The sequence below is a fragment of the Marinobacterium rhizophilum genome, assembly GCF_024397915.1.
Lineage (GTDB): Bacteria > Pseudomonadota > Gammaproteobacteria > Pseudomonadales > Balneatricaceae > Marinobacterium_A > Marinobacterium_A rhizophilum_A.
In genome coordinates, this window is the sequence record NZ_CP073347.1 from 4,093,149 (window position 1) to 4,109,867 (window position 16,719).

The 16,719-nt window shown below is 58.1% G+C and carries 13 protein-coding genes; 1 reads left to right on the forward strand and 12 read right to left on the reverse strand.

The genetic code is table 11. From position 1 onward, the window contains the following. Positions 1-30: 30 nt before the first annotated feature. From KDW95_RS18465 to KDW95_RS18480, 4 genes are all read right to left on the reverse strand, one after another. A complete protein-coding gene (locus tag KDW95_RS18465) occupies positions 31-1,557 on the reverse strand; it encodes a tripartite tricarboxylate transporter permease (RefSeq protein ID WP_255853249.1) in 1,527 nt (508 codons plus the stop codon). Between the two features lie 4 nt (positions 1,558-1,561). Further along, positions 1,562-2,056, reverse strand: a complete 495-nt coding sequence (locus KDW95_RS18470; protein WP_255853250.1) for a tripartite tricarboxylate transporter TctB family protein — start codon at positions 2,054-2,056, stop codon at positions 1,562-1,564. Positions 2,057-2,083: 27 nt separating this feature from the next. Then, on the reverse strand, positions 2,084-3,076 hold the full coding sequence (locus tag KDW95_RS18475) for a Bug family tripartite tricarboxylate transporter substrate binding protein (protein WP_255853251.1): 993 nt from the start codon (positions 3,074-3,076) through the stop codon (positions 2,084-2,086). 207 nt (positions 3,077-3,283) lie between these two features. Further along, positions 3,284-4,822: a sulfatase gene (locus tag KDW95_RS18480; RefSeq protein ID WP_255853252.1), complete on the reverse strand. Its 1,539-nt coding sequence runs from the start codon at positions 4,820-4,822 to the stop codon at positions 3,284-3,286. Between the two features lie 120 nt (positions 4,823-4,942). On the opposite strand from KDW95_RS18480, the gene KDW95_RS18485 reads away from it, so the two are divergent. Further along, positions 4,943-5,866, forward strand: a complete 924-nt coding sequence (locus KDW95_RS18485; RefSeq protein WP_255853253.1) for a LysR family transcriptional regulator — start codon at positions 4,943-4,945, stop codon at positions 5,864-5,866. 335 nt (positions 5,867-6,201) lie between these two features. Here the strand turns inward: KDW95_RS18485 and KDW95_RS18490 are convergent, their stop codons facing one another. The 8 genes from KDW95_RS18490 to typA all read right to left on the reverse strand — a co-directional run bounded on the left by KDW95_RS18490 (position 6,202) and on the right by typA (position 16,287). Next, positions 6,202-7,428: an AGE family epimerase/isomerase gene (locus KDW95_RS18490; protein ID WP_255853254.1), complete on the reverse strand. Its 1,227-nt coding sequence runs from the start codon at positions 7,426-7,428 to the stop codon at positions 6,202-6,204. Positions 7,429-7,534: 106 nt separating this feature from the next. Then, positions 7,535-8,806: an alpha,alpha-trehalase gene (locus KDW95_RS18495; protein WP_255853255.1), complete on the reverse strand. Its 1,272-nt coding sequence runs from the start codon at positions 8,804-8,806 to the stop codon at positions 7,535-7,537. A gap of 102 nt (positions 8,807-8,908) precedes the next feature. Beyond that, on the reverse strand, positions 8,909-9,919 hold the full coding sequence (locus tag KDW95_RS18500; protein ID WP_255853256.1) for an ABC transporter ATP-binding protein: 1,011 nt from the start codon (positions 9,917-9,919) through the stop codon (positions 8,909-8,911). 18 nt (positions 9,920-9,937) lie between these two features. After that, positions 9,938-10,813 carry a carbohydrate ABC transporter permease gene (locus KDW95_RS18505; RefSeq protein ID WP_255853257.1) on the reverse strand — a complete coding sequence of 292 codons (876 nt, stop codon included), beginning with the start codon at positions 10,811-10,813 and terminating at the stop codon, positions 9,938-9,940. Further along, the gene (locus KDW95_RS18510; protein WP_255853258.1) at positions 10,810-11,661 is read right to left on the reverse strand and encodes a carbohydrate ABC transporter permease; all 852 of its coding nucleotides are present in this window, start codon (positions 11,659-11,661) and stop codon (positions 10,810-10,812) included. The genes KDW95_RS18505 and KDW95_RS18510 overlap by 4 nt, the downstream gene beginning before the upstream one ends. 64 nt (positions 11,662-11,725) lie before the next feature. After that, a complete protein-coding gene (locus tag KDW95_RS18515) occupies positions 11,726-12,991 on the reverse strand; it encodes an ABC transporter substrate-binding protein (RefSeq protein ID WP_255853259.1) in 1,266 nt (421 codons plus the stop codon). A 49-nt stretch (positions 12,992-13,040) separates the two neighbouring features. Further along, positions 13,041-14,075, reverse strand: a complete 1,035-nt coding sequence (locus KDW95_RS18520) for a LacI family DNA-binding transcriptional regulator (protein WP_255853260.1) — start codon at positions 14,073-14,075, stop codon at positions 13,041-13,043. Positions 14,076-14,478: 403 nt separating this feature from the next. Continuing rightward, positions 14,479-16,287 (reverse strand): translational GTPase TypA, encoded by a 1,809-nt coding sequence (gene typA / locus KDW95_RS18525; protein WP_255853261.1) that lies wholly within the window; start codon positions 16,285-16,287, stop codon positions 14,479-14,481. Positions 16,288-16,719 lie beyond the last annotated feature (432 nt).

A 16,719-nucleotide genomic window follows, 5' to 3' on the forward strand; every position in this document is an offset into this window, starting at 1 on the left:
GCCAGTCGCGCAAGCTTCAGGTAACCGCGTTTAGGCACTCCTGGTCGCCGTATTATTGGGTTCCTGCATTTTTTTCTTGAGCTGGCGCCGGCGATACCCCATCCAGAGTGCACCCAGAATCAGCAGAACATTGGCGGCCACCAGGGTCGCTGCCACCGGACGATCAAGGAATATCCAGAACCCCTCGCGCGATATAAGCAGGGATCGGCGCAGGTTATTTTCCAGCAACGGCCCCAGGATGGCACCGATCACCAGTGGCGCCAGCGGATAGTTGCCTAGACGCAAAAGGATACCAAGCAGCCCGAAACCCAGCATGACCCAAAGGTCAAACACCGATGCCTGCAGCGCAAAGGTACCGATGGCGCAGAGCAACAACACGACCGGTATCAGATAGCTTTTCTTGAGCCGCAGTACCCAGACGAAAACAGGGGTCGCCAGAATCCCGACGAACAGCAAGGCAACATTCGAGAAGAGATAGACCAGGAAAACACCGCCGACGATTTCGGGCTGTTGCTGGAACATCTGTGGCCCCGGGAAAAAGCCGAGAATCAGCAGGGCTCCGATCAGTACCGCTGACGAGGCGTCGCCCGGCACACCCAGCGCAAGTGACGGCACCAGCGAGCCCCCAACCGTGGCATTGTTGGCGCTTTCGGTTGCCACCACCCCGCCTTCAGCCCCCTTGCCATAGCCCTCTTCAGGCTTGGCCACTGCCGATGCGGCAGCATAGGCGGCAAAGGATGAAATGGTGCCTCCGGCCCCGGGTAAGGCGCCGAAAAAAGCGCCGATCGCCGACGAGCGGATCAGGTTTACCCAGTGCTTGAGAGTAAGCAGAAAGGTGCGAAAGCTCGGGCGCACAGCACCCACAGCCGGCCGGTCGTTGAGGCCGCCTGATGCAACCTGCATGGTCATTTCCGATATCGCAAACACCCCGACAACGATTGCCACTATATGGAAGCCATTGAGCATATCGTAGGAACCGAAGGTGAAGCGGTAGCCTGTCGAGAACTCATCCGTACCTATAGTCGCGATCAGCAGCCCCATGGCACCGACGATCAGCCCCTTGAGCAGCGAGCCTTCCGACACTACCGCTATGGCAATCAGACCGGTCAGGGCGAGCATGGTGTACTCCGGCGGCGCGAATTGCGACGCGAAAGACGCCAGCAGCGGCGAGAAAAAAATCAGTACAATACCGCCGAAGAGCCCGCCCAGGGCGGAAGCTGATATCGCTATACCGGTTGCGTCGGCCGCACGGCCGTTCTGCGCCATCGGATAGCCATCAAGCAGGGTTGCCGCGGCCAGCGGCGTGCCCGGAATGCGCAGCAGGATAGCCGAAATCGAGCCGCCACAGGAGCCACCCACAGCGATGGCAATCAGAAAACCCATGGCCGCAACCGGCGGCAGGGTAATGGCGACCGGTAACATCAGGACGATCCCCATCAGGGGGCCCAGGCCCGGCAAGGCGCCGACGATGAGACCAAACACAACACCCAGCACCGTCAGGCCTAGGGAAAGCGGCGTCCACATGAGGTCGAGGCCAGACATCAGAGCTTGAATCATGGTATTACCACGCAATATTCAGATGAAAGATGCCACCCGGTAGCACGATCTTGAGCCAGGCCTCGAAGATCCAGGCCAGGCCAAAAGAAACGCCCAGGGTCGGCAGAATGATGGCAACCGGCCGTCGCAAACCACAGAGCAACATCACCCCGGCCAGCATCAACGGTGTCGCAATGTGGTAACCAAGCCAGCCAAGCATCCCGAGATAGAGCGCAAAGAGTGCAATAAGGGCTGCAGGACGAACAAGCTCGCCCCAGCTTGTCGTTTCGCTTGCAACCTTGCGGCCGGCAACAAGAAGCCCTGCCTGCACCAGCACCAGAACGCCCAGAATGATAGCCACGCCTTGCGGATAGGCTGCACCATTATCGTAGGGACCGCCCGAGGCGATCCCCTGGGCGGCCATGTCGGTCGCGATCTGCTGGAATACCAGCAGGATCAAACCCACAAACAGAGCGACGGTGCACCACTCTGCAAGTCTTAACGTCGGTTGAATGGCCATTATGATCGTCCTTTGATAACTATCCGATTACTTGAGCTTGGAGAGCTGTTCCTCTTCCCACTTGAGTGCATTTCCCATCTCGGTGAGCTGGCCTTGTACCTGCGCGACCACTTCGTCGTACTGGTCCCAATCCCACTTGAGCGGTACAAAGCCGAGCCGCTTGATTGCCTGCTGGACGTCGTCACGAGCCATCGCAGTAGCCATTGCTTTGCGCAACACTGCTACCCGCTCCGGTGGGGTATCCGAATGCACCAGCCACCAGTTCCAGCCCATGGGCGCCAGGCCGCTCAAGCCCAGATCTATCGCAAGGTCCGCTATGCTCGGCGCGCCATTGAAGCTTTCCTTTGCTCCTTCGAGGTCCGACAGCACGATCAGGACCTTGTAGGCATCCGGCTTTGTCTGGTATTCGGCAACATTGATAAACGCGAAGTCGAGCACACCAGAGCGCAAGTCAGACATGGCATCGGCGTCCGCATTGTACGGAATGTTCTGCGCGACGGCGCCAAAGCCCTGCAGCGTCTTCGCTATTACCATATGGGGCAAATTGTTGCGGGAGCCGGACGAATAGCGCAGATCGCCAGGATGCTCCTTGGCATAGGCCATCAATTCCTCGAAGCTGGCCCAGCGATCGTTATCCTTGCGGATGGCGATAGCAAAAGGATTAGAGAAGGCCGAGTGCAGTGGAGTGAAATCCTTGAAGGTCCAGTCAGCGTTGCCCAGCAGCGGCTGCAACACCAGTGGTGCCACATAACCGTCGATCAAGGTATAGCCGTCGGCCGGGCGGTTCATTGCCGTCAGGAACCCCTTGGTGCCAGCGGCGCCCGGGGTTGAAATGACCGGCATTGCAACACCCAGCTCGTCAGACATGGCTTCTGCCAGGATCTGACTGATGGACATGGTCAAGCCCGGGCCCCAAGGGTACACCAGGTTGATTGTCCGTTCTGGGTACTCGGCTTTAGCCACCAGCGGACAAAGCGCAATTAATGCCACGGCCATCGCTTTTTTGAGTGATTTGAACATCGGTTCTACTCCTGTTGTTTTTATCGTTTGTGCTTTACGGGTTAATCGGTGTATTCACAGGATTGCAAGATCTATAATGCCTGCCAACCCATTGATTTTAATAGCAGTTTAACTTTACCCCTTGCTCCTGCCGAGACAGTACACAAAGAATCGACTATTGCCCATGCCGGCCTGAAAAGCTTCAGAGAAATGCCAGGCCACAGGTTACTACTTCGCCCTGACACCCTCAGGGGCTGTCAGATCAAAGCGACTGTAAAGTTCCGCTGGTGCGTCATGCTCGGCAAGAATTTTTACCAAACTGCGTACCAGCCGCTGGGTAATCGCATTGTCGCCGTAATCGGGCTTCAGCTGCTGCGGATCCTCCAGTACGTCGTAGAGGCGGGTCCCCAGATCCCCAAATCCCGTACCATCCTGGCCCGGTGGACGCTCGGCGTTGCTCCGGGCGCGGATTTTGAGCAAGCGAACATCCTTTGTGAAATCAAAGGGTTTCACCAACTCCATGTCGTCAAGCTCCTCCGGCTTGAAGGCGTTCATCATATGGACCGGCATCAGCGTGTACTCGAAGAGGTTCTCGCTGGTGTTGATATTGTCCGGATAACGGTAATAGGTGTATCGGCCATCCGTGACACAGATAGGGCCTCCAAACATGCCAAGAATGATGGCATCCCGCAGCTGTTGATCTTTTTTTAGCATCGGCAGTACTGATTTGGCGCGGGTTTCCGCCGGCGGCTCAATACCAAATGCATCCAGCAGGGTCGGCATCAGGTCCGGCGTTTGGGTCAGCCCCTGGCGCCTCGTGCCGGCCTGCTCCCGAAACTGCGGATGAGCTATGATCATCGGGATATGGGCGATTTCCTCGTAGTATGGCTGCCTGTTCTTGCCCCACCAGTCATGCTCCGACAGCAGGAAACCATGATCGGTTGACATGACCAGCATGGTGTCTTCCCAGAGGTTATGCTCGTCGAAATAATCCAGCAAACGGCCGAAATACTCGTCGCACATACTCACCAGTGCGGCATAGTTTGACTGAATCTCAGCGATTTCATCCGGCGTGTTGTTTACCTTTTCATAAATTGGCCAATTTAAAACCTTGCCCTCATAGCCGGTACTGTATTGCTGCCGAAAGCGCTCCGGAGCATGGAAAGGCTCATGGGGATCAAAGCACTCAAGCCAGAGTAGCCAGTCATCCGCCTCACGGTTGACATCAAGGAACTCGAACGCGGAGGCAAAACAGCGGGCCGTTGGAAAATCACTCTCCTCCTTCATCCATTCGCGGTTAATGGCATGCTGCATGCGCTTTTTAGACGTCGGCGGGTAATGGCGTGTGTCGTAGATTTCCTTGAAGCGCTCCAGTGGCGGCTGCACCATTGCTTTCCATGGATCGTTTTCCTGCCCGCGAATAAAGTCCCAGGTATCGAAGGCCTGCGGATAACGCCAGCCCCCTTCTTCAAAATAATGCTGATGATCGGTAATCAGATGACTGTAAATGCCTTTTTCCTTCAACATCTGCACGAAGGAGTTGTCGAAGGGTTCCAGCGGTCCCCAGCTGCGATGCATGAAGTTGAGGCGACCCGAGTGAATATCGCGCCGTGCAGGCATACAGGGAAGGCTGCCGACATAGTGAGTATCAAAGACGACGCCTTTCTCGGAAAAACGGTCAAAATTCGGCGTTTTAATGTCGCTGCTGCCGTAGCATCCAAGTGCTTTTCGGACCAGCGAATCAAATAGAACAAATACAACTTTCATAATATTTACCCATTTCAAATAGGTGGTTCAAAGTGACCTTGAGACTGATGCTAGACGCAACGAGGTATAGAATATAATATCTATTTATCCAAAATCGATTCCATTAGGTTATGTCAGATCATGAACAAGTTCCTGCATCAGTTCCGGGTCGTCGCGGAGCAAAAGAACCTGACCGCCGCCAGCCAGCTGTTGCATCTGAGCCAGCCGGCCTTGACCAAGAACATCAAAAAGGTGGAGGAAGAGTTCGGTGTGCCACTGTTCGAACGTCTCCCCAGAGGCATGCTTCTTACGCCTTTTGGCGAGGCGCTGCTACACCGGGTCAAGCGGATGGAGATGGAGTACCGCTACGCTCACGAGGAAGTTTCAGCGCTGCAGAGCGGCGCCACCGCAAGCCTGAATATTGGGTCAGGCCCGGTATGGGCGCTCAACTATTTGCCGGATATTTTGTCGCAGCTGTATCAGCGCTTTCCCAAACTCAGCGTCAAGCTGGAGTCGGGGTCGATGTCAGTCCTGTTACCCAAGCTTGCCTCCGGGGAGCTGGACCTGGCACTGGGAACCCAGGAGGTTGACGAACAACTGTCTGACGAACTCAAATACATCCACATGATTGATGTAGACTTGATTGTAGTTGCCAGACGTAACCATCCATTGGCGCACCAGGCAACGGTTAGTGCAGAAGAAGTATCGCGCTATCGCTGGGTATTATTTATGCAATCCCTGGATCAAATCAAACAGTACAACCACTTCTTTCTTCAGCATGGATTACCGCCAATCGATATATGCCTGCAGTCCGACTACTGGACCACAGCACTGGCCATGTTACATCAGGGTGACTACCTCATGAGCATGCCAAAGCAGCTCTTGCAGCAGGCAATGGACAACGGTCTTGTGCAGATAGCCTTTGTGCAGAAAATATGGGGGTTCTCCAGCGGAATCTGGTATGCACCGACCGCCCGCAGTTTGCCGGCAGTGAACGAATTTATAAATTTTATGATCAGGGACGTTCGCGACGCTGACCCGACTAACGGCACGGCGAGGAAGTGAGTATTTGTCAGAACGTATCAAATTTTGTATCGAGCCATTGTCTTTGATAATTGGCCGTTGCTCGATGCAGTTGATCCGCGGCTACAGGGTGCAGTGCTGCCAGGTGGTGGGCTCTGTGGCTTTGGACGAGATTGTGGACGTGCTCGTGCGAGGCAACATCCAGCGCTAAGTGCAGGCGATTTCCAAGCTTCCACAGTTGCGCACGTTACGGGAAAAGTGCCCTCTATCCTGCAAAGAGGGCTATGTAGCGGCGGCTTTGCGGCGTTTCATTCCCGGCCCTGTCGCGGTTATGGCGATCATTATCGCGCGAGACTTTATAGCCTGTGTAAATCTGTTCAGCCTTCCAGACCCTGGCAGCGCAGTACCTCGTGACAGGCCCCCATGGTGTGGTAGTCGCACTTGCCGCCGGGCGGGCTCTTGATGTCGTCGTAGCGCTGGTTGTTGGCATCCAGCAGGCGGAACCAGGCGCCGTGGCGGTGATCGATCATGTGTTCCCAGCTGTAGTCCCACAGGCGCTGGTACCAATCCCAGTATTGGGCATCCCCCGTGCGTTCGGCCAGCAGGGCGGCGGCGGCCATGGACTCGGCCTGTACCCAGAAGTACTTGTCGTCATCGCAGATGCTGCCATCGGGGGCAAAACCATAATAGATGCCACCGCGTTCCTCATCCCAGGCGGTATTCAGCGCCACATCGAACAGGCGTCGGGCGCAGGGTAGCAGCCAGTCTGCCTGACGGTGACGTTCGATCATCAGCAGCAGCTTGGCCCACTCGGTGAGGTGGCCCGGCTGAAAACCCCAGGGGCGATAGAGGTTCTTGGGGTCGTCCCTGTTGTAGTCCCAGTCGACCTGCCAGCTGGCGTCGTAGTGCTCCCAGATCAGGCCATCGGCCAGGGCGGCCTGGCGCAGGCAGATGTTCTCGGCCAGGGTCAGGGCCCGGTCGAGGTATTTCGGATCCTGGGTCGCCTCAAAAGCCGCAATCATGGCTTCGCAGCTGTGCATATTGGCGTTCTGGCCCCGGTAGGGCGCCACCGTGCTCCAGTCGGCACTGATCTCGTCGCGGTAGAGGCCGTGTTCGGCATCCCAGAAGTGGGTTTCCATCAGCGCGAAGGTCTCGTCGATCCAGGGCGCGGCTTCCGAGATGCCGGCTTTCAGGGCACTGGCGTAGGCCAGCAGCACAAAGGCCAGGCCGTAGCAGTGGTTGGTGTTATCGGTCGTGTCTACGCCGTCCAGTGCCCAGCGATAGCCGCCGGTGGCCGGGTTGCGGTGTGTTTCCCGCAGGAACTCGAGGCCGTGGCGCACCGCATCCCGGTAGGCGGGCTCGCCGAACTCGATGGCCGCCATGGCATAGTTGAAGATCATGCGGGTGCTGCTGACCAGGTGGCGGCTGCGGCTATCGTAGATGCTGCCGTCGTCGTGAAACGCCTGGTAGAAGCCGCCGAGTTGAGAATCAATGCACTGCGGGTGGTAAAACCCCATGATCTCGCGGATATGGGTCTGCAGGAAGCTGCGGGAACGAAAGCCCTGTTCGGCCGGGGGCGGAGTGTGGAAGCGAGTCTCTTGCATGGGAATCTCGTATCAGCCGGATTGAAGATGGAGTGAACTCGGTAGGCGGATGCAGTACAGGCGTCGCACATCGGGCTGGCCGCTGCGACGCCTGGCTTGCAGCCGCCTAGCTTTTCAGCCAGTGCAGCGCGATGGCGGCGGTCCAGGAAAACTCGCCGCCACCACAGCCTTCACCGGTAACGGAGTTGTAGTATTCCCAGAAGTCGCCGTTTTCCAGGCAGGCTTCGGAGACCTGCTTGAGCTGTTCGGCGCGCTCGGGCATCTGGTACGCCTCCAGGCCCAGGGCAATCATCCAGTTGATGTGCAGCCAGGACGGCCCGCGCCAGTAGCGCTGGGGTTCAAAGGTTTCGCTGTCCGGGTGGGTGGATGCCAGGCCAAAGGGGGCGCCGTCGATCCAGCGATCGAGACTCTCGTTGATGGCGCTGGCCTGCGCCGGGCTGGCCAGTTCACCGAACAGCGGCAGCACACCGGCACAACTGATGGTCTTGAGTTGCTGGCCCGTGAGCGTATCCCGGCTGACAAAGCAGCTCAGTTCATCCGACCAGAGTTCGTTGATGGCCGCTGCGGTGCGGGCGGAACTTGCCTGCAGGCTACGGGTGCTGTCGTCGTCGATACGGCTCTGGCACAGGGCCAGCAAGTCAGTGTTGGCCCGCTGCAGGATCGCGATGATACCGATATCCTGCACCCGGTAAGGGCAGCTCTTGTAGATGGCGTCGCTGTCGAAGCGGTTTCGCTTGAAGAAATCGACCAGGTAGATGTAGCGGTCATACTGATGCTTGTGCGGCCGCTCCGCCGCATCGACATGACCGGTATCGCGCCGGGTGTATTCCCAGTCCACCGTGGGTACGGCCGAGAGGGGATGGTCCCAGGCCGGACTGTTGTCCATGCCGGATTCCCAGGGGTGATAGCTGCACACCAGGCCGGTATTTTCCGGATCGCGTTCGCGGTACCACCACAGGTGACAGGCGATTGTGCCAGGCAGCAGTGCGGCCAGTTTCTGTTCGGCCAGGGCGCGGTCTTTGCTCTGTTCGAACAGAATGCGCACAACGGTAGCCAGCACCGGCGGCTGTGAAATGGCGCTGGTTTTGACAGCGTTTTCGACGCCCCAGACTTCAGGCCCCGGGAAGTAGGTGTCGGCCTCGCCGTGGAAAATAATGTGCGGCACCATGCCGTTGTCCCACTGGCCCTTGAGCAGCATTTCGAGCTCCAGCCAGGCGCGGGGCTCGTCACCCGCTTCCATCCAGCCCAGCGCGGTAATGGCGGCATCCCAGTTCCACTGGAAGGGATAGAGGCCCTTGGTCGGGACGGTATAGCCCCCCAGGTCGTTATCGCGCAGAATGCGCTTGGCGTGCTCTATATCGAAAACGGGTCTGTTCATTTTTTTGCCTGCAGCGTCTCGCAGACGGAATGCCGGGCATTCCGCTGGTCGGTTAAGTCTGGGTGGTAAAGCGGTTAGGAAGGCTAAACGCCCTGGCAGCGGTTACATGATGCGTCCGGCCTGGTCGTAGAAGCGTGTCTTGTTTTCGCTTGGGCGGATAAATACATCGCTGCCGTTGGACACCTGCAGATCACTGGAAATATTGATCCGGATCATTTCACTGTCGGCCCTGGTCGTCAGTTGCTGATGCGACCCAAGCAGTTCCTTGACCAGCACTCTGGATTTCATAAAGCCGGCCGTCGGTTCGAAGCGCACATCAAAGTCCTCCGGGCGGATGCCCAGCTTCGCAGTGTTGGGTTTGGCGATTTGCCAGTCCGCTTTGGGGGCGATGAAGTTCATTGGCGGGTTGCCGATAAAGCTGCCCACGAATTCGGTGGCCGGGTTGTGGTAGATCTCGGTGGGCACATCGTACTGTTCGATCTGGCCGCCATTCATCACGGCGATGCGGTCCGCCAGGCTCATGGCTTCGACCTGGTCATGGGTGACATAAATCGTGGTGGTGTTGGAGGCATCCAGCACGGTCTTGAGCTCGGCCCGCATCTCCAGTCGCAGCAGGGCGTCCAGGTTCGACAGGGGTTCGTCCATCAGCAGTACTTCAGGCTCCATCGCCAGGGCACGTGCCACGGCAACACGCTGGCGCTGTCCACCCGAGAGCTGGCCGGAAAAGTGCGTCAGCCGGTTTTCGATATGCATCAGCTCGGCCGTCTCTTTCACTTTCTTCTGAATGTGCGCTTCGCTGTCCTTGCGCATGCGCAGCCCGAAGGCGATGTTTTCAAACACCGTCATGTGCGGGAACACCGCATAGTTCTGGAATACCATGGCGATACGCCGGTCCTTGGGGGACAGTTTGTTCACGACGCGATCGCCAATGCGGATGGTGCCGGAGGTCTCGGTTTCCAGGCCGGCGAGAATGCGCAGCAGGGTGGATTTGCCACAGCCGGACGGGCCAAGCAGTACCACGAATTCCTGATCCTTGATTTCGATCTCCACTGATTTCAGGATTTCGAGATCACCAAACTGTTTTTTTACTTTGTCTATATGAATGTCAGACATGATAATTCCTACCCGAAATCAACGGTTTGCAATGCCCCACATGCTGAACAGATACTTTCTGATCGCAAAGAGGAACAACAGAGCGGGAACGACCAGCACCAGGCCGCCGGCGAATTTAATCTCGGCCGGTGATTCGGCCAGGCTTTGCACCAGGAAGGCGGTCAGGGTGCGGTTTTGTACGGTCAGGATGGCGGAGGCGAACACCTCGTTCCACGAGATCACAAAGGCGAAGACAGCGGAGGCCGCGATGCCCGGTGCGGCCAGCGGCAGCACCACTTTGCGAAATGCCTGCCAGCGTGTGCAGCCCATGGTCCAGGCCGCTTCTTCCAGCTCCACCGGAATGCCCATGAACAGGCTGGACGTGATCAGTACGGCGAAGGGCAATGCCAGGGTGGCATGCACAAACGCCAGGCCGATCAGGGAGTCATCGATCCCTACCTGAATGAAAATGACCGCCAGTGGCAGGGCCAGCAGGGGCATTGGAAAGGCGCGCGTCATGACGATGATCATCTTGTAGGCATGCATGCCCGGAAACACGAAGCGTGCCAGCGCATAACCCGCCGGTGCGCCCAGTGCGATGGCAATCACCATGGTGAATACCGCCGCCAGCAGCGAATTGATCAGCGCGGTGATCACGCCCTGGTAGTTCCAGAAGAACATCAGCGTATCGGTGTGAAAACCCGGGGTCAGCGTCTTGGGCCAGCCATTGACCTGGGCCGGTGTACTGACGGCATTGATCATCAGCAGCGCGATGGGCACCAGCACCCAGAGCACCATGATCGAAACACCGGCCCAGAACATCCAGCGCCACACGCTGGTCGTGGGCGATATCCGCAGCAGGCGCCGCAGGTTGAAGCGGGGTTCGGCAGCGACTTGAGGGGTTGGAATACTCATCCCTGCGCCTCCTTCGGTACGTTCAGCAGCTTGATATAGAAGCCGGTTATCACCACGGAAATCACCATGATCAGCACGGCATAGGCCGAGGCGGCGCCGGTATCACGGTAGGTGAACTGCCAGTTGAAGGTTTCACTCATCAGCACGGGCATATCGGCACCGCCGAGCAGCATGACGACCGCGAACACTTCCAGTGCCAGCAGGGTGCGCAGAATCAGCGCGGACTGGATGCTCGGGCGCAGCAGTGGCAGGGTGATTTTCCACAGGCGCTGCCAGTAGTTGGCCCCAAAGATCTGTCCGGCTTCGTCATATTCCTTGGGGATCAGGCCCAGGCCGGATACCAGAATGACCAGCAGAATGGCGGTCCCGCGCCAGATCTCGGCAACGGCAACGGCGAAGAACAGGGCGACGGCGTTCTGGTAGTTCAGCCAGGAGGCAGGGCCATCGATCAGGTTGATGGCATGCATGAAGCTGTTGAGGAAACCAAACTGCTCCAGGATTGCCAGCCAGATAATACCGGCAGCCAGGTCGGAAATGCCCAGCGGTATGGTCCAGATATAAAGGATGTTATCCCGGCCCTTGTTCATCTTGCCGACCATCAATGCCATGCCAATGGCCATGACCAGTTGCACCGGTACAACCACCGCCGTGAGCAGCAGGGTGTTTTTCAGCGCCGGCATGAAATTGAAGTCGTTCATGATCTGGGAAAAATTTCCCATGGATACGTCGCCGCCCGAATCAACAAAGGCGCCGGCAAAAATCTGCAGAAACGGGTAGAGAAAAAATATCGCCATAAAGAGCGCGCTGGGCGCGAGCAGACAGTATGGCAACCACTTAGTGTTGTTCATAAGTGAATCCGCCTAATGGGATTTAGGAATCCTGGGCCCTGGCGTGCGCCAGGGCAGTCCGGCATTACTTGACCGGGCACGCACCTTCGCTGGGCAGGTCAGGAGACCAGCAGGGTGCGCCGGCTTCCTTCATCAGCCGCTCAAGCTGGGACGCCTGGCGATCAAGAATGCCGTCGATATCGGCATTGCGCAGTACGATCTGCTGGAAAGTATCCTGGTAGATCTTGCTGAACAGGCCGCTATTGTCACCAAGCCCGATGGGCAGCAGAGACAGAATGGCATCTTCAGAGTTGGCCTGGGTTGACACGGCCGCGCCTGAAATCCGCACGCTGTGCGGCAGGTCATCCGGAAAGTCGACGCTTACCGTCGGGAAGAAACTGGTGGCACGCAGCGTGGCGATTTGCGTTTCCGGCTGCATCAGGTAGTTGATCAGCCGCACCGAGGCAGCACGGTCCGGAGTGTTGGCCGGAATCGCCAGACCCGCAACCACCGGCATGTAGCCGCGACCTTCAGGACCCGCCGGTGCCGGGAAGGCGACGAAGTCGTCCGGACGCTTGTCAAAGGCATCTTTCAGACGGGCGGTATGGTCAAAGGCGACCCAGACTTCGTCACTGAGCAGAGGTTCCTGCATGAAGCTGTAGGCAGTGGAGCGGGGGTTGCTGACCGCCCAGATATCCTTGAAGGATGCCCACATCTGCTTGGCCTTGTCACTGCGGAACTCGGTAACCACCGAATTGGTGTAGGAGGGGTACAGATAACCCTGCAGGAAGCGGTGTATCAGACCCTTGGGGCCTGCTGGGAAACCGAGTTTGGCTTCGCCGGTTTCCTGCTTGATATTCTGTCCCCATGCCAGCAGCTGGTCATATGTCAGGGTGTTGATATCGGCCCCTTCGGGCAAATATTGCAGCGCTTTCTTGTTGGCCGCCATGATATAGGTGGCCTGCATCCAGGGGATGTACTTCTGGTCCTGACCGCCGAGCTTGCCCAGCTTGCTATAGCCGGCGCTGACGCCCGCCTCGGTCAGCAGCGGGGTCAGGTCATTGACCGAATCCAGCGCCGATTCAATGGGTGGGAAATCACCGTGCAGGGCCCCCAGCAGCCCCAGTGAGCCTTCACCCGCCTGCTCTTCGGCTTCTATGCGGGCAAAAAAGGGGCCATCTTCCTGTGGCAGAAACTGGACCGGCTCGTCAAAACCTTTCAGTACCATTTCGCGCATGCCCTGGGCTTCTTCGAGCGGGCGGGCCTGGGTGCTGAAGAACACCGTGTCGGCTGCCGCGATGGAGCACGCCAGTGAACTGGCCAGGGCAATAATGAGCTTTGTCTTACGCATTGTTATTATTCCTGTTTTGCTTGCAGTTGTTGTATTGACTGAAGACGGGTCAGGTCTTCACGTTGGCCGGGCAGGGCCCGGTGGAGTTCCTTTCAAGTAGATGGTAGTCGAACAGCTTGTGCTTGATCACAGAGCGGCTGGAGGCGGCCTGATCCAGCAACAGGTTGATGATGGCGTGGCTGACCGCGCTGAATGAGACATCCAGCGTGGAAAGCTGTGGTCGGTTGCTGTCCACGGGGGGCAGGTTGTCGGAGCCAAAGATGGATACATCCTTGCCGGGCATCAGCCCCAAATCCAGACAGGCCTGCAGCACGGCATAGGCATAAACATCGCTGGCACAGACAAAGGCCGTGGGGGCCAGTGGTTCTGCCAGCATGGCGCGCACCGGCTCATAGGCGCAGGTCGTGCCGAATTCGCAGTGGATCATTCGGCCCGGCAGGCCAGCCGCCTGCATGGCCGCCTGGTAGCCGGACTGCCTGAGCACGGCGGTATTCAGTTGTTGCGGGAAGTTCAGAAAAACGATGCGGCGGTGGCCGCGCTGAATCAGCGACTCCGTAGCCTGCCTGAAGCCCAGCTCTGCGTTGGTGTCTACCCAGCAGTGCTGCTCGGCATCGGCCGTGCGGCCGTGGGTGACGAAATGCACGCCCTGTGACAGCAGGTAATCGACGCGGGGATCCTGGATCTGGGTACGCGACACGATAAAGGAGTCGACGCGACCGCTGTCCACAAAACGCTTGTAGGTATCCAGCTCGCTCTTGTCCTGCGGCACGGTGGTAATTATCAGGTCGTGGTTGGGGGCAACATCGTGCAGCGCCTGGCTCAGGGAAACGATCAGGCGACTGTTGAACTGATCGCGAAAGTCCCCGTAGGCCCCGTGCATGATGAACCCCACGGCGGAGGAGCGGCCTGTCACCAGACGGCGGGCGGCATGGTTGGGCCTGTAGCCCAGCTGCTGCGCCTTGTCCTTGACCTTCTGCTTGGTGGCGCTGCTGACATCGTCGTAATCCGCCAGCGCCCGGGACACGGTCGTGACCGAGATGCCGAGTTCCTTTGCCAGTGATTTGAGGTTGACGCCCTTGGCCATAAAGACTGTCCCAGGTTGCTTCCAAAACGTTTCGGATTGGTTTGAAAATGTAGTCCGAAACGTTTCGGTTTGCAAGCGTGGAATACTCAACAAGTCGCTACAGCACTGTCTCAGTGTACGGACTGGCACGCCGTTTATGTGCTGCCGAAATGGCTGGAGCCTGTGTTGATTCGGGTGCTGGCTTATACCCGCTGAGCGCGGGAACGGTCGTTGAGTGCGGACAGGGAGTGCTCGACGAGCGGGCGCCGGCAAGGCTGAAACAGGTCGCAGTGCAGTCGTGCAGGGGGTGCGGGAGAAGCCTGCCCGAGGGGGAGCTAAAGTGCAGGCATTAAAAAGGAGCGCCTGGCGGCACTCCTTTTTTACAGCGTTGCGATCGCCGGTAGGGCGATCGCGGCAAGGCAACTTACTTCTTGTTGCGCTTGCGCTCGTTTTCTTTGAGCAGCTTCTTGCGAATACGCAGGCCCTTGGGGGTCACTTCCACCAGCTCGTCGTCTTCGATGAAGTCCAGCGCCTGCTCCAGGGTGAAGCGGATTGCCGGAGTCAGCTGGATGTTCTCGTCGGTGCCGGAGGCTCGGACGTTGGTCAGCTGCTTGCCCTTGGTCGGGTTAACGGCCAGGTCATTGCTGCGGCTGTGGATACCCAGGATCATGCCTTCATAGACTTCGATGTTGGGTTCCACGCACAGACGGCCGCGTTCCTGCAGGTTCCACAGGGCATAGCCCAGGGCCTTGCCGGTCACCATGGAAACCAGGACGCCGTTCATGCGCGAGGTCACTTCGCCTTCCTTGACCGGACCGTAGTGGTCGAAGGTCGAGGTCAGGATGCCGGTGCCGGACGTCATGGTCAGGAACATGGAACGGAAGCCGATCAGACCGCGGGACGGAATCATGAAGGTCAGGCGTACACGGCCCTTGCCATCCACTTCCATGTTGGTCATGTCGGCCTTGCGCTTGCCCAGCTCTTCGATAACCGAACCCTGGTGCTGCTCTTCAACGTCCAGCAGGACCAGCTCGTACGGCTCCTGGATCTTGCCGTCGATTTCCTTCTGGATAACTTCGGGGCGGGACACACCCAGCTCGAAGCCTTCGCGGCGCATGGTTTCGATCAGGACCGACAGGTGCAATTCGCCGCGGCCGGAGACCTTGAATTTCTCGGGGGTTTCGCCCTGTTCAACGCGCAGTGCCACGTTGTGAATCAGTTCACGCTCCAGGCGATCCTTGATGTTGCGGCTGGTGACGAACTTGCCGTCCTGGCCTGCGAACGGCGAATCGTTGACCTGGAAGGTCATGGATACGGTGGGCTCGTCGACGCTCAGCGCCGGCAGGGCTTCAACCAGGGAAGCATCGCACAGGGTATCGGAGATGTTCAGCTCGTCGATACCGGTGATGCAGATGATGTCGCCGGCCTGAGCCTGGGGCACTTCAACGCGCTCCAGTCCCATGTAGCCCATGATTTTCAGAACCTTGCCGTTACGAACCTTGCCTTCACGGTCGATAACCTTGACCTGGGCATTGACGGCGATCTTGCCGCGCTTGACGCGACCCACGCCGATAACGCCAACGTAGCTGTTGTAGTCCAGCGCGGAGATCTGCATCTGCAGCGGGCCGTCGAGATCGACTGCCGGCGGAGTCACGTGCTCAACCACGGCTTCGAACAGCGGCGTCATGTCTTCGGCCAGCTGGTCGGCTTCAAGGCCGGCAATGCCGTTCAGGGCAGAGGCGTACACGATCGGGAAGTCGAGCTGCTCATCGGTGGCACCCAGGTTGTCGAACAGGTCGAACACCTGATCCACAACCCAGTCCGGACGCGCGCCCGGACGGTCAACCTTGTTGATGACCACGATCGGGCGCAGGCCCTGGGCGAAAGCTTTCTGGGTCACGAAGCGAGTCTGAGGCATCGGGCCGTCTACGGCGTCAACCAGCAGCAATACGGAGTCAACCATGGACAGTACGCGTTCCACTTCGCCACCGAAGTCGGCGTGTCCCGGGGTGTCGACGATATTGATCCGGTAACCGTTCCATTCAATGGCGGTGTTTTTCGCCAGAATGGTAATACCGCGCTCACGCTCCTGATCGTTGGAGTCCATGATACGCTCAGCGCCTTCATCGCGACGGCCCAGGGTGCCGGACTGCTGCAGCAGCTTGTCGACCAGGGTGGTTTTACCGTGGTCAACGTGCGCGATGATGGCAATGTTTCTAAGCTTCTCGATCACCAGTACTTACCTTCAAGAAAATCGGAAAGGCGGCATTATACGGGAGCGAAGCCGAACAAGCGATCAGGATATGATCAAAATGTGGCCAGTTGGGCAACTGTTTCTGCCCAAAGGCGCCTGTGCACGAAAAATGCGCGGCAGCTCTTTTTTGAGGCAGACAGCTTTGGCGGGCTTGCAGTATGATTGTGCCGCAGGTGCCCGAGCGGGAGTAAATGCCGCAAGTGACCCGAGGTGGTGCATCACGGCTTTGTTTGCACTGTTATGGTGCATTCAGAGGCCCGTTTTCGGCCTTGAATGACCGTGAATGAAGCACTTGGGGGTCTTGTGGTGCTGGCACGGAGATTGCTGTCGTTACAGCCAAGAGGTTGTAGGCCGTTTTTACAGGACTGCAGAACCACACGTCTGACAGTTTCAACAGAGTGGAGAAAGGCA

Bases quoted from the DNA above. Each gene is read 5' to 3' on its own strand.
- KDW95_RS18480 (WP_255853252.1), bottom strand. From the start codon at position 4,822: ATGAAAGTTGTATTTGTTCTATTTGATTCGCTGGTCCGAAAAGCACTT.
- KDW95_RS18485 (WP_255853253.1), top strand. From the start codon at position 4,943: ATGAACAAGTTCCTGCATCAGTTCCGGGTCGTCGCGGAGCAAAAGAAC.
- KDW95_RS18495 (WP_255853255.1), bottom strand. From the start codon at position 8,806: ATGAACAGACCCGTTTTCGATATAGAGCACGCCAAGCGCATTCTGCGC.
- KDW95_RS18475 (WP_255853251.1), bottom strand. From the start codon at position 3,076: ATGTTCAAATCACTCAAAAAAGCGATGGCCGTGGCATTAATTGCGCTT.
- KDW95_RS18465 (WP_255853249.1), bottom strand. From the start codon at position 1,557: ATGATTCAAGCTCTGATGTCTGGCCTCGACCTCATGTGGACGCCGCTT.
- KDW95_RS18490 (WP_255853254.1), bottom strand. From the start codon at position 7,428: ATGCAAGAGACTCGCTTCCACACTCCGCCCCCGGCCGAACAGGGCTTT.
- KDW95_RS18500 (WP_255853256.1), bottom strand. From the start codon at position 9,919: ATGTCTGACATTCATATAGACAAAGTAAAAAAACAGTTTGGTGATCTC.
- KDW95_RS18505 (WP_255853257.1), bottom strand. From the start codon at position 10,813: ATGAGTATTCCAACCCCTCAAGTCGCTGCCGAACCCCGCTTCAACCTG.
- KDW95_RS18520 (WP_255853260.1), bottom strand. From the start codon at position 14,075: ATGGCCAAGGGCGTCAACCTCAAATCACTGGCAAAGGAACTCGGCATC.
- KDW95_RS18515 (WP_255853259.1), bottom strand. From the start codon at position 12,991: ATGCGTAAGACAAAGCTCATTATTGCCCTGGCCAGTTCACTGGCGTGC.
- KDW95_RS18510 (WP_255853258.1), bottom strand. From the start codon at position 11,661: ATGAACAACACTAAGTGGTTGCCATACTGTCTGCTCGCGCCCAGCGCG.
- KDW95_RS18470 (WP_255853250.1), bottom strand. From the start codon at position 2,056: ATGGCCATTCAACCGACGTTAAGACTTGCAGAGTGGTGCACCGTCGCT.